Source organism: Pseudomonas sp. Seg1 (genome assembly GCF_018326005.1).
In the GTDB taxonomy this organism is placed as follows: Bacteria; Pseudomonadota; Gammaproteobacteria; order Pseudomonadales; family Pseudomonadaceae; genus Aquipseudomonas.
In genome coordinates this window covers 3171139-3184034 of the sequence record NZ_AP021903.1, presented here as the reverse complement: position 1 = coordinate 3184034, position 12896 = coordinate 3171139, and the positions used below count along the sequence as shown (strand labels likewise).

General features: G+C 58.7%; 13 protein-coding genes. 6 read left to right on the top strand and 7 right to left on the bottom strand.

What is annotated here, in order from left to right; all coding sequences use genetic code 11:
- Window positions 1-11: 11 nt before the first annotated feature.
- Window positions 12-623, bottom strand: coding sequence for a dTMP kinase (locus KI231_RS14080; protein WP_213028637.1), 612 nt, complete (start codon window positions 621-623; stop codon window positions 12-14).
- A 419-nt stretch (window positions 624-1042) separates the two neighbouring features.
- Between KI231_RS14080 and KI231_RS14075 the strand changes: the two genes are divergently transcribed.
- Window positions 1043-1945 (top strand): bestrophin family protein, encoded by a 903-nt coding sequence (locus KI231_RS14075; RefSeq protein WP_103301954.1) that lies wholly within the window; start codon window positions 1043-1045, stop codon window positions 1943-1945.
- Here the strand turns inward: KI231_RS14075 and KI231_RS14070 are convergent.
- Window positions 1942-2523, bottom strand: a complete 582-nt coding sequence (locus KI231_RS14070) for a GNAT family N-acetyltransferase (protein WP_249412132.1) — start codon at window positions 2521-2523, stop codon at window positions 1942-1944. The genes KI231_RS14075 and KI231_RS14070 overlap by 4 nt on opposite strands.
- A gap of 277 nt (window positions 2524-2800) precedes the next feature.
- Here KI231_RS14070 and KI231_RS14065 point away from each other — a divergent pair, with 277 nt between their 5' ends.
- From KI231_RS14065 to msrA, 3 genes are all read left to right on the top strand, one after another.
- Window positions 2801-2950: a hypothetical protein gene (locus KI231_RS14065; protein ID WP_177431335.1), complete on the top strand. Its 150-nt coding sequence runs from the start codon at window positions 2801-2803 to the stop codon at window positions 2948-2950.
- A 23-nt stretch (window positions 2951-2973) separates the two neighbouring features.
- Window positions 2974-3471, top strand: coding sequence for an LLM class oxidoreductase (locus KI231_RS14060; protein WP_249412131.1), 498 nt, complete (start codon window positions 2974-2976; stop codon window positions 3469-3471).
- Window positions 3472-3560: 89 nt separating this feature from the next.
- Complete coding sequence (msrA, locus tag KI231_RS14055) at window positions 3561-4067, top strand: peptide-methionine (S)-S-oxide reductase MsrA (RefSeq protein ID WP_103301952.1); 507 nt, start codon at window positions 3561-3563, stop codon at window positions 4065-4067.
- A 153-nt stretch (window positions 4068-4220) separates the two neighbouring features.
- Here the strand turns inward: msrA and KI231_RS14050 are convergent, their stop codons facing one another.
- From KI231_RS14050 to solA, 3 genes are all read right to left on the bottom strand, one after another.
- Window positions 4221-4469, bottom strand: coding sequence for a hypothetical protein (locus tag KI231_RS14050; protein ID WP_213028636.1), 249 nt, complete (start codon window positions 4467-4469; stop codon window positions 4221-4223).
- 161 nt (window positions 4470-4630) lie between these two features.
- Complete coding sequence (locus KI231_RS14045) at window positions 4631-5368, bottom strand: MetQ/NlpA family ABC transporter substrate-binding protein (protein WP_249412157.1); 738 nt, start codon at window positions 5366-5368, stop codon at window positions 4631-4633.
- Between the two features lie 38 nt (window positions 5369-5406).
- The gene (gene solA / locus KI231_RS14040) at window positions 5407-6585 is read right to left on the bottom strand and encodes an N-methyl-L-tryptophan oxidase (protein ID WP_213028634.1); all 1179 of its coding nucleotides are present in this window, start codon (window positions 6583-6585) and stop codon (window positions 5407-5409) included.
- 354 nt (window positions 6586-6939) lie between these two features.
- Here solA and KI231_RS14035 point away from each other — a divergent pair, with 354 nt between their 5' ends.
- Together KI231_RS14035 and KI231_RS14030 are read left to right on the top strand one after the other, a co-directional pair.
- Complete coding sequence (locus tag KI231_RS14035; protein ID WP_213028633.1) at window positions 6940-9348, top strand: glucose/quinate/shikimate family membrane-bound PQQ-dependent dehydrogenase; 2409 nt, start codon at window positions 6940-6942, stop codon at window positions 9346-9348.
- A 104-nt stretch (window positions 9349-9452) separates the two neighbouring features.
- Window positions 9453-10742, top strand: coding sequence for a carbohydrate porin (locus KI231_RS14030; RefSeq protein ID WP_213028632.1), 1290 nt, complete (start codon window positions 9453-9455; stop codon window positions 10740-10742).
- A 219-nt stretch (window positions 10743-10961) separates the two neighbouring features.
- Here KI231_RS14030 and KI231_RS14025 read toward each other — a convergent pair whose 3' ends face one another.
- Complete coding sequence (locus KI231_RS14025; RefSeq protein ID WP_213028631.1) at window positions 10962-11162, bottom strand: hypothetical protein; 201 nt, start codon at window positions 11160-11162, stop codon at window positions 10962-10964.
- A 122-nt stretch (window positions 11163-11284) separates the two neighbouring features.
- Window positions 11285-12790: a sensor domain-containing diguanylate cyclase gene (locus KI231_RS14020; protein WP_213028630.1), complete on the bottom strand. Its 1506-nt coding sequence runs from the start codon at window positions 12788-12790 to the stop codon at window positions 11285-11287.
- Window positions 12791-12896 lie beyond the last annotated feature (106 nt).

Below are 12896 nucleotides of genomic sequence, written 5' to 3'. Positions count from 1 at the left end.
GCGCCTGGAAGTCACCTAAGCACTTTATAAATCTCGTTCATCACCTGCATCGATGCCGCTTCGACTGTCCCTTCGTTACGGCATAAAACCCAGCCGTGATCGGCAACCGCTTGCTCGAACATCTCGGTACACGCTACATGCTCCGCGTGCTTGCGGATCACAGTGCCGCCCAGTCCCCGCGAGCGTGTCGTTGCTCTTGCCCATGAAATATCCGGTGCGGTGACAACCCCGACATGCAGATCCGGCACACGCACCTCCCGCTCAATGTTCAACTTGAGAATCTCGGCAAACGGCACGGTATGGCGGAACGCGGCGTCCGACGGATACCAGCGATCAATCAGGATAATGCTGCCCAACGGCTGTTCAGGCATCACATGCCGGGAGATCCAGCGACGGCTATCAGCGAAACGCTGACACACCGCCCACTCCAGATCCCGCGAAGGATTTCTGGCGAGTTCGTTAACCAGAGCCATGGTTTCGCCCCGGTAAGGATCGCTTTTCCTCTCGCAAAGTCGGATGACTTTGTGGTTGTCAGCCCGCAGTCCTGCCGTAACGGCCTCCAACAGCGTGGTTTTGCCGGTGCCCTTGGGCCCATCCAGAGAAACAAACAGCGGAGGATTCATTGTTCACGCAACGATTGAGACATTGATGAACACTCTAACCTCATTTCTGCCATTCAATGAGCTCACCCCTGCCATCGCCAACACTTCCTTCCCAGTTTCATCATGATCAGACACGTTTTCCAACGAAGCCTCTCAGCGCGTGGCCTGGATCCCGCTTATGCCGCTGGCTACGCAGATTGACCGTGTCAATCTCCCAACAGCTTCTTCAAATCCAGGCGAAACAGGCAACAAGTTGTTTCACTTATCTGGCAAAAGCCGCATGCATGCGCGTCGCGCGGGATACAGAGGAGCAGAACGTGAGCTGGGGGCCTTCAGCCAGTTGTTTCCCAAGCGGGCCGACATCAGCCACCGAACCTTTACCCAGAAACCACCGTCCGAGCTAAGGCATCAATGCTTACCGCTCGCCACGAGGTTTCCGTTTGAAAGCTGCCATCGTCAAAAAATACCGTCTGATCATCAAGACCATGGGCTACGTGGGCTGGTCGCTGTTCTGGCTGTTGCTCTGGGACATTGCCGTCACCGTGGACTTCATGCTGTTTCTCAACGCCAAGATCAACCTGCCGCTGATGCCGCTGACCTTGCTCGGTTCGGCGCTGGTGGTGCTGATCAGTTTTCGCAACAGCAGCGCCTACAACCGTTGGTGGGAGGCGCGGACGCTGTGGGGCATGATGATCAACAGTTCTCGCAGCTTCGCCCGTCAGGTCCTGACGCTGCTGGATGACCCCGGCAGCGAGGTGAATCCGGTCAAGTCGACATTGCTGCGCCGCCACGTGGCGTATGTCAATTGCCTTGCGGCACATCTGCGGGGCCAGCCTTGTCCGGAGGAAGTGCGGGCGTTTATTCCCGCCGATGAATTCGCCCGCAGTGGCACCACCAACAACTTTGCCAACGACATACTCACCGGTTCCGCGACCCTGCTCGCCCGGGAATACAAGGCCGGGCGCCTGGACAGCATTCGCCTGGCGCGGCTGGAGTCGACGCTGGTGGATTTGTCCAACAGTCAGGGCGGCATGGAGCGGATCGCCAACACTCCACTGCCCTACCCTTACGTGTATTTTCCGCGTCTGTTTATCTCGCTGTTTTGCCTGATCGTGCCCGTGGGGTTGGTGGAATCACTGGGCTGGTTCACCCCGCTGGCCTCGACCGTGGTGGGTTTCATGCTGCTGGCCATCGAACGCATCGGCACCGATCTGCAAAGCCCGTTTCGCCACAGCGAACACCAGATCCAGATGGAAGCCCTGTGCGAAACCATCGAGAAAAACCTGCAATCGATGCAGCGTGATTCTTTGGGTGATGTGCGCAGGCAAGTAGAGAACGCTTAACCGGTACGCTGCGCCTCGGCCCATTGCGCGCGGCTCAGTCCGTAGCACTTGCAGGGTTTGCACACATTGCCCATGGTCAGTTCGGCGTCGTACAGGTGCACGGCGCCCAGCTTCAACGTGGCTTTTTGTGATCGAACGTTGGTGGGCGCGATGTGCAGGTACACGGTGTCATGCGTCTTGAATGCGTGTTCCAGCATCAGCCGCTTCAGCTCGTGATTACTGGTGCCGCCCCATTTTTCCCGCACCAGAAAGGTGTATCCGATAGCAATACCCTCGGGCCGATCGGGTGGCGCGTAATAGCTCGACGTACCGACGATTTTTCCCGATTTTGTATCGATTACGGTGAGCGCCGTTTTCGTCGCCAATAGCGAGGAAAAATAGCTTTCGAATACCCCACGCTTATAGCGATCGGTGGCGGGATGGCCAGCCCAGACCAGCGGATCACTCGCTGCCTGATACAAGCCTTCAAGGTCATTTTCGGCCAACGGTTGAAGCCTCAGCGTGGGGCCACACAATGTGGGTTGGCAGTCGAAAACGCTTGCGGACATGGAGTCTATTCCAAGGGGGTCAATGAGCATGTCGCGAGTCTAAACAGGCCGGGTGCCAAGGAAAGATCCATTAACGAGGATATTGATGGGACCATCCGGCAATTCACTTCAATGTCCGGCAAACCCGACCTCGGAGCGGGACATAATTTTTATGCCTTAAAAGAATTGCGCGCCCAGCCTTCGTCCGCCGCACATATGCCACAAACGTATAAACAGCTTTTTTTTTAGTATTTTATTTCCTCATTTCTACATCGTTATAAGTGCGCCTTCGATCCAGTACCCCGCTGGAATTTGCAGGAGCATCCGTGTGAACCGAACGACTTCGCCAAGCAGAATCTCCCTTCCGAAAATTGCGCTGACCCTGGCCGCAGTGCTGGTGTCCAGTCTGACGCTGGCGGATACGGTCAAGGAAATCCGTATCGCCGTGCCGGACATCAGCGCCGGCCCGATCAGTTGAAAATCATGCCGGGGATTTCGCCAGTGATCGGCCGCACACAGAGCGAAGCGGAAGACAAATACCAGCAACTGCAAGACCTGGTCGAACCCCGGGTCGGGCTCGCGATGCTCGCGGGCATGGCCGGTGGCTTCGACCTTTCCGAATACGATCTCGACGGTCCCTTGCCGGAACTGCCACTGAGCAACTCGATGCAAAGCCGTCAGGCCCTGTTCATCGATCTGGCCCGTCGGGAGAACCTGAGCATTCGTCAGCTGTATTTGAAAGTCGCCGGGGCACGCGGACACCACACCGTGATCGGTACGCCGAAAACCGTGGCCGATACCCTGGAGCAATGGTTCGTCGAACAGGCCGCCGACGGTTTCAACATCATGCCGCCGTTCCTGCCTGAGGGGCTGGATGACTTCGTCGAGGGTGTGGTGCCGTTGCTGCAACAGCGCGGACTGTTCCGCCACGAATACAGCGGCTCGACCCTGCGCGAGCATTTGGGACTCGAGCGACCGACCAATCGTCACGCTCGCTGACTATTTACGCGGTGCGGTGTTGGAATTGCTCAGCATGCCCTCATAACCATGGCTATACCCAATGTTCCCCCCGAGAGGAAGGACACACCATGACCGCACCAACCGAAACTGCCATTCTTGCCGGCGGCTGCTTCTGGGGCATGCAGGATCTGCTGCGGCGCTACCCCGGCGTGCTACACACGCGCGTCGGTTACACCGGCGGCGATGTGCCTAACGCCACTTACCGCAACCATGGCAATCACGCCGAGGCCATCGAAATCGAGTTCGACCCTGCCGTGATCAGCTATCGGCAGATTCTCGAATTCTTCTTCCAGATTCACGACCCGAGCACGCCCAACCGCCAGGGCAACGACCTCGGCCCCAGCTACCGTTCGGCGATCTACTACCTGAGCGAACAGCAACGCGACATCGCCGAAGACACCGCCGCCGACGTTGACGCGTCAAAATTGTGGCCAGGTCGGGTGGTCACCGAAATCGAACCGGCGGGACCTTTCTGGGAAGCGGAACCAGAGCATCAGGATTATCTGGAGCGCATCCCCAATGGCTACACCTGCCATTTCATTCGCCCGAACTGGAAACTGCCAAAGCGTGCCTGAGCGGGTGGGCGCCTGATTCGCAAGAGATTACGTCAGAGCTTGCGCGGGAACAAAAGTGTTGGCTTTGAAAGTGCACTAGCGGACGATCAATCCCGACTGCCTAGCAACACGGTCAAGTCAGCCAGGGCGTAAAGCCCTGGCAGACAGCGGATATCACTTTTTCTTTTTCGCAGGCTTTTCAGCCTTTTTCGAGTCCTTGGCCTTGTCTGGCTTGCTGTCAGCTTTCTTTGCAGACTTCTTCGGTTCGGCGTCTTTTTTCTTGTCTTTCTTGTTGGAAGATTTTGAAAGCGCCGAGGCCGCTGCGGATTTCTTTTCAGGTGATGACTTTTTGTCCTTCAAATCCTTGCTGGCTTTCGAAGCTTCACCTTTGCCTTTCTTTTCGTCTTTAGCCACGCTGATCACCTCTCGGAGTATGCCGGTATTGGCACAACGCCTGTGCAATTGACCACAAGCTGATCATTAGGGTGAGCGCGCTGGGGGGCGGTTCAAATTATTTTGCTGCGGGATAGGCATTGTGGGTCGATCAAGGGAACCGCCAACCTCTGCGACGGTTCCCGACTGAATCAGAACGCCGGCACAACGTCGCCGTGATAGCGCTCAAGAATAAATTGCTTCACTTGTGGCGAATTGAGCAAGGCACCGAGCTTTTGCACCGCCGGGGCGTTGGCCTTGTCGCGGCGCACGTAGAGGTAATTGGCATACGGTGACTCCGAGCTTTCGATAAACAGAGCATCCTTGTGCGGCTCCAGTTTCGCCTCCAGCGCGTAATTGGCGTTGATCAGTGCCAGGTCAACCTGGTTCAGCACTCGCGGCAGCATCGCGGCTTCCAGTTCCTGAAACTTCAGGTGTTTGGGGTTGCTGACGATGTCCAGGCGGGTCGCCATGATGTTGTCCGGATCCTTGAGGGTGATCAGTCCTTGCCTGGCGATCAGCAGCAGCGCGCGGCCGGAGTTGGTCGGGTCGTTGGGGATGGCAATGGTCGCACCATCCTTGAGCTCGCTGATGAATTTGATCTTCTTCGAGTAGGCACCGAACGGTTCGATGTGCACCGCCACGATCGGCACCTGATCGCTGCTTGGCCGATCCTTTTTGTAAGCGTCGTAGTAAGGCTTGCTCTGGAAGTAGTTGGCGTCGAGCAGACCTTCGTCGGTCTGCCGGTCCGGCTGGATGTAGTCAGAGAACACTTTGACGTCCAGCGTCACGCCCTCTTTCGCCAGCTCAGGTTTGAGGAACTCGAGAATTTCGGCATGCGGCACCGGCACCACGGCGATTTTCAGGGTTTCGGCAGAGGCCGAGCCCATGGCGGCGAGCAGCAGTGCAACGGAAAAAGCGGCGCGTTTCACGATAGTTTTCCTTCGAAGCGTTTCAGGGAGAAAGAGGACAGATCCAGGTCGGTCGAGCCACGCATGCACCACTGCGCAAATGCCTCACCGAGTGCGGCGGAGTGCTTGAAACCGTGGCCGGAACAGGCTGACACGAACAAGGTGTGCTGCAGGGACGGATGTTCGTCGATGATGAAATGGCGGTCCGGCGTCACTGTGTAGGCGCAGACCGCAGACTTGAGCACCGTCGAAGTCACGCCAGCGATTCGGCCGCGCACCTGATGCTCGTACATCGCCTGCTCTTCGGCCGCCGAGACGGTGCGGTCGATGTCTTGCGGCAACGTCGCGGTGTGGTATTGCGCCGTGGCGATTTTCAGACTGCCTTCGCCGGGCAACGCGGGAAAGCCGTAATTGACTTTATCGTCGCCGCGACCGTGGGTGAGGATAAAGGTCGGAGAATGGCCGACCAGTTCGGCGTTTTCTTCCAGCTCGAACCAGAACAATTTCTGCCGGTAGACGCTGAGCAGGTTTTCGAACGGTTTGCCGAGTAGCTCGCCACTCCAGTTGCCCGCGCTGATCACCAGTTTGTTGGCAGACAGCGTGCGACGGTCTGTCGTGACGGTGACGCCCTGCTCGTCAGAGCTGATATCGGTGACCGTTTCACCTTTGTGCAGAATCGCCCCATGCTGCTCGGCGAGTCTGAGCTGTACGTCGATGCAGCGTTCCGGGCGGACGAAACCGCCGCCCGGCTCGAAGTAGCCGATGGCCGTGTCGTGCACGTTGGCGAATTGCGCAAAACGCTGGCGAATCTGCGCGGCGCTCAGGACTTCGTGCTCAATGCCATAGGTCTGCGCCAGACCGATGGTGCGCAAGGTGAAGTCGGTTTTGTCATCGGGATCGAACTCGGGGCTCGACGTCAGCACCAACAGCCCGGACTGTTCGAACAGCGACTCGCCCGTCAGCGCCTCCAGTTCGCGCCAGATGCGATGGGAGTTGCGCACGATCGGCACATATTGCGCGCCCTCACCCACCGACAATCGAGTGATACGCGTATCGCCATGGCTCGATCCAAGGTTGTGCGGAGGATGATGGCGGTCGATGCCGACAACATTCACGCCTGCTTTCGCCAACTGATACACCGTCGCGGCGCCCATGGCACCCAGCCCCAGAACGACTACCTCGCAGCGCTCGGACATCAATAGCTCCCTATCAAAAAGGCGCCAGTTGAGCGGGAAACCGGTCGGGAATCAAAGACTAAAAGGGCATATGCATATGTCTGATTGTGTGGAGGGAAAGCTCTGACTCCTGCCGTATGTCGGTTAATCGCCGAATTATTGGAGAAATTTTAGAGCTGTCATAAGTACCAGACCTTCTGACATAAACAGCGCTTTCCACGACCTTTGGATAATTGCGTCGAGCTATAGCCATTGCACCGCTTCCCCTGTTGGCACGGGTTTGAGCAGCGAACTACGCTTCCCTCAGAAATAGTGATTTAACTAGGTAGTTACCTATCTATATAATGCACGCCTCATTTCAACGGGACATTCAACGTGAAGCAGAGTCAACGCCTCTCGGGCATATCAAAATTCATTCTGGTCGGGCTGGGCGTGGTCATCGCCCTGCTCGGTCTGGCACTCGCTGCTGGTGGCGTGAAATTGGTCAGCCTGGGAGGCTCGTGGTACTTCCTGTTGGGTGGCCTGGTGATGGCTGTTTCCGGCCTGCTGATCGCCCGCTTCAAACCGGCCGGCGCGTGGTTGTTTGCGGCGTTCCTGGTCGGAACAGCGATCTGGGCGGTGAGCGATGCCGGGCTGGTGTTCTGGCCGGTGTTCTCGCGTCTGTTCATGTTCAGCGCCATCGGCGTGGTCGTGGCGCTGGTGTATCCACTGCTCAAACGTGCCAACGGCGGTGTTCCAGGGCGCGGCGCTTATGCGCTGGCCGCTGTACTCGCCATCGGTGTGGCTGTCGCGGCCGGCAACATGTTCGTTGCGCACCCGACTGTCGTTGCCACTGGCACTGGCCCGGGCCTGACCCCGGTCGAGCCGGACAAGGCGCAGAAAGACTGGGCGCACTACGGTAATACCGAGGGCGGCAGCCGCTTCGCTGCGCTGGATCAGATCAACCGTAACAACGTCGACAAATTGAAAGTGGCGTGGACTTACCACACTGGTGATGTCGCCCTGAGCGATGGCAACGGTGCCGAAGACCAACTCACCCCGCTGCAGGTCGGCAACAAGGTGTTCATCTGCACCCCGCATAACAACCTGATCGCGCTGGATGCCGACACCGGCAAGGAACTCTGGAAAAACGCCATCAACGCCCAGTCGAAAGTCTGGCAGCGTTGCCGTGGCATGGCGTATTTCGACGCCACTGCCGCCGTCGCCAAACCGAGCAGCTCGCCAGTCACTCCCGAGGCGGCACCCGCCCCCGCTGCCAACTGCCAGCGCCGCTTGCTGACCAACACCATCGACGCCCGTCTGATCGCGGTCGATGCTGACACCGGCGAGTTCTGCCAGGGTTTTGGCAACAACGGTCAGGTCGATCTGAAGGCCGGTCTGGGTGATGTCCCGGACAGCTACTACCAATTGTCCTCCGCCCCGCTGATGGCCGGCACCACCGTGGTGGTTGGCGGTCGCGTCGCCGACAACGTGCAGACCGACATGCCGGGCGGCGTGATCCGTGGTTTCGACGTGATGACCGGCGCCATGCGTTGGGCTTTCGACCCGGGCAATCCGCAGGATAAAAAGGCACCGGCCGACGGCAGCACCTATGTGCGCAGCACGCCAAACAGCTGGGCGCCGATGTCCTACGACGCGGCGACCAACACCGTGTTCCTGCCGATGGGCAGTTCCTCCACCGACATCTACGGTGTCGAGCGCAGCAAACTCGATCACACCTACGGCGCTTCGATCCTCGCGCTGGACGCCAATAGCGGCGAAGAAAAGTGGGTGTTCCAGACCGTGCACAACGATCTGTGGGACTTTGACCTGCCGATGCAGCCAAGCCTGATCGACTTCACCAAGGACGGTAAATCCGTACCGGCGCTGGTGATCGGTACCAAGGCCGGGCAGATCTACGTGCTCGACCGTGCCACCGGCAAACCGCTGACCGACGTCAAAGAAGTGCCGGTCAAAGCGGCGAACATTCCGAACGAGCCTTACTCGCCAACCCAGCCAAAATCGGTGGGCATGCCGCAGATCGGTGCTCAGCACCTGACCGAATCGGACATGTGGGGCGCGACCCCTTACGATCAATTGCTCTGCCGCATCGACTTCAAAGGCATGCGCTACGACGGCTTGTACACCGCGCCGGGCACCGACAAATCTCTGAGCTTTCCGGGCTCGTTGGGCGGCATGAACTGGGGCAGTATCTCCACTGACCCGGTGCACGGTTTCATCTTCGTCAACGACATGCGTCTGGGCTTGTGGATTCAGATGATCCCGTCGCAGAACAAGGCGCAGGCGGCTTCCGGTGGCGAAGCGCTGAACACCGGCATGGGCGCTGTGCCGCTGAAAGGCACGCCGTATGCGGTGAACAAGAACCGCTTCCTGTCGGTCGCCGGCATTCCTTGCCAGGCACCGCCGTTCGGCACTCTGACCGCCATCGACATGAAAACCCAGAAAGTCGCCTGGCAGGTTCCGGTTGGCACCGTCGAAGACACCGGTCCGCTGGGCATCCGCATGCACTTGCCAATCAAGATCGGCCTGCCGACCCTCGGCGGCACCCTGTCGACCCAAGGTGGCTTGATTTTCATCGCCGGTACTCAGGACTTCTACCTGCGCGCCTTCAACAGCGGCAACGGTGAAGAAGTCTGGAAAGCCCGCCTGCCAGTGGGCAGCCAGGGCGGCCCGATGACCTACGTTTCGCCGAAAACCGGCAAACAATACATCGTCATCACCGCCGGTGGCGCGCGTCAGTCGACCGATCGCGGCGACTACGTGATGGCTTACGCCTTGCCGTAAGCGGCTGCTCCCGTGTTGTCCACGGGCGCTTTCTTTTCAGTGCGGCACCTGCGGGTGCCGCACTGCTTTGCGCAATCGATAAAGATTTCAGCAGGAAGATTGTCATGTTTCGTTTTACTCATACCGGCTGGCTCAACGGCGTGCTGTTGGGCCTGACCTGCAGCGCCGCCCTGCCCGCCTTCGCCTCCGATGATTCGAACCTTTTGACCCGCAATACCCTGACCGGCGACTGGGGCGGTTTGCGCCACCAGATGGACGAGGACGGCGTCAAGTTCACCGGCGACTACAGTGGCGAGACGGCCTATAACGCCGACGGCGGTCTGCACCGTTCGGCCCGTTACTCGCAGAACATCAAGCTCGGCGTGCAATTCGACCTGAGCAAACTGTACGGCGTCGACAATGCCGGCAAGGTCCAACTGAGCATCAATGACCGCCGCGGCAACAGCGCTTCCGAAGATCTGGTCGGCAACCGTCTGCCGATCCAGGAAAACTACGGTGGGCTCTATACGCGCCTGACCGAACTGAGCTACGAGCGCAGCCTGTTTACTCCGGCACTGAACGTGAAGCTGGGTTACATGGCCATGGGCAATGACCTCGGTGGCCTCGACAGCGGCATCCTCTGCAACTTCATGAACGCTGGTTTCTGCGGGCATCCGCTGAACATGTCCGGCGGCAGCGGCTGGACCAACTACCCCAACGCCCGCCTCGGCGTGCGGGTGAAATACGATCTGTCGCCTGAATGGCAACTGCGTGTGGCCGCGTTCAATGTCGATCCCGATAGCAACGGCAATTCCAGCCGCGCCTGGCACCTTGGGCCGAAACACACCACAGGCACCGTGGTGCCGATCGAACTGGTGTACAAGCACGCGGGTCAATTGCCGGGTGAATACAAGGTCGGCTACTACTACGACAGCTCTGATGTGAAGCGCATTGGCAGCGATAAGGAAGTGTCCGGTCGTGGTGGTCATTATTTGCTGATCGATCAGGCGGTGTGGCGTTCCGAGACGTCCGAGGGCCGCAGTCTGCATGCCTTCGGTCAATACTCGGCGGCCAGTGAAGCCGCTTCGCCGTTCAGCAAGTGGTACGGCACCGGCGTCGTTCTGTACAAACCATTTGAAGGCCGCCCGCGTGACACCGTCGCTCTGGGCTACGGCCGTGCGGTGCCCAATCCGCGCAGTCGTGATGTGCAGCAAGATGCCGCGCTGAACAACGGCACGGCGTTCCCGAATCTGGACAGCGCCGAACAATTGATCGAACTCGGCTACGGGTATCAGGCAACGCCCTGGCTGACCCTGCGCCCGAATCTGCAGTACATCATCGAGCCGGGGGCGTTTTCCGGGCAGAACATCGACAATGCGTTGGTGGTGGGTTTACAGGTGAAAGCAGCCCTCTGAAGGGATGCTCTTCCAAGCCTGAAAAGTTGCCCTCAAGACCGCCACAAATTCAATGTGGGAGCGGGCTTGCTCGCGAAGGGGCCGTCTCAGTCCACATTGCTTCAGCTGATACACCGCCTTCGCGAGCAAGCCCGCTCCCACAAGGGCATTGCGGTTATGCCGGCATTGAAGGCAAAAAAAAACACCCCGCAGGAATACCTGGGGGTGTTTTTTTGCCAACTATCTCGGCTCGGGATGCTCACTCGACACCGAGTTATTGGCCTCCACGTCGCTCATGTCTTCTTCGACCGGCGCTTCGTCGTCCGCTGGCAGCGGCACCTCAGGTTCATCGCGCCGTGGGTCGTGCCCGGTTTCATTGTCCGTGGTGCGTGTCACTTCCTGCTGAGACGTGTTGCCTGGCGCTTTCTCATCAATGTCCATGCTGGCTCTCCTAACAAGGCGCGGGAAGTCCGTGCTTGAAGTTCAGAGGCGATCAACCCATGGGAGTGCCGAGTTCTGGACGGACGGGCTTGCGTGCCAGCCCGGTGAGCCAGCGCACCTTGTTACATCCCTCCCCTCACAAACTGATTACGTCCCAATGCCTTGGCGTTGTACAGAGCCTGATCTGCCACTTCGATCAACCCCTGTAAATTGTCCAGCCGGGTGCCGCTAGCGGTAGCAATCCCGATGCTCACACTCAGCCGACCGAGCGGGCTGGTGTTGTGCGCAATGTTCTCTTGCTGCAAACGGTCGAGGATGAGTTGCGCCACCACTGCGGCCCCGTCAGCGTCGGTGTCAGGCATGATGATGCCGATCTCCTCTCCGCCATAACGTGCCACCAGATCCGACGGTCGCCTTACGCAGCCCTCGAAGATTTTGCCCACCGTCTGCAAACACGCGTCTCCCGCCACATGCCCGAGGGAATCGTTAAAGCGCTTGAAGTAGTCGATATCAATCATCAGCAATGCCAGCGTCGTGCCGTTACGCTGTGCTCGCCGCGCCTCAATGGCAAGGCTTTCATCAAAGCAACGCCGATTGGCCAGACCGGTCAGGGCATCCCTCATTGCCAGCAACTCAAGTTGCCGGTTCGATGAAAGCAACTGCTGCTGAGCCCCGCGCAACTGATCTTCTGCCTCGGTACGCCGACGGATATCCAGAATCAGAAACCAGCCGATGAGCCCTGTCAGCCCCAGCAAACCCGTTACCACCACCGCCGAGAGCAATGCCTCCGTTCGCCACGCGGCGAGGGCTTCGCGTTTGCCCAGAGCAACAGTCGTTATCAGCGGCAGCCGGTCACTTTTGCGGAAGGCATAGAGGCGCTCCACGCCGTCCAGACTGGAGGTAAATGAGGCGGTGCCGACAGATCGATCGACGAGATACTTGGCATAGATGGGCGAATTGGAAAAATTGCGCCCCATGTCTTGCTCACGGAATGGATAGCGAACGAGCAACGTTCCGTCGGTATAGGACAGACCGATAGCCCCCTCCTGCCCCACGTCGATCTTCCCGAACAATCGCAGGAAGTTTTCGATCCCCAGGGTAACCGCCACCACGCCGGCGAACTCGCCGCCAGGACCATTGAAACGCCGGCTGACGGTGATCACCCATTCCTGGTTGGAACGGCTCTGGATGGGCGGACCGATAAAGGTCTCGCGGGAAGGATCGTCGCGGTGATGAATGAAATACACCCGATCACTGCTGTTCGCACCTGCTGGAATAGGCCGGTTGGAGGACATCAACCAACGCCCCTGATTATCGTAGATGGTGATACCACTGAGCTGTGGCATCAGCGGCTCCTGGCGGTCGACCAAAGCACGCAGCCGCTGAATCTGTGCAGGACCGCTGCCTTCAGTTTCCAGACGCTCGACGAGCCCGAGCAAAAGCAGCGAGCTCTGACGGACAATGCCTTCGGAGTAAGTCGCCAGGGCCTGGGTAAGGTTCAAACCATGGACGTCCACCTCCGCCAGTGCTCGCTCTCGAGAGGCCAATACCTTCCAGACCGTCAAAGACGCCAGGGAACAACCGATGACCAGCAGCAAAAGCACAACCAGGTGGGAATCACGCTTCACGTTACTACCTTTTGGAAAGTCCGGTTTTCCGCTCCAGCAACATGGGGTCAAGGCAATGGCGGCAGTCATTCATCCTATTCGGGAAGCAAGGATACAAGCAGTGCTG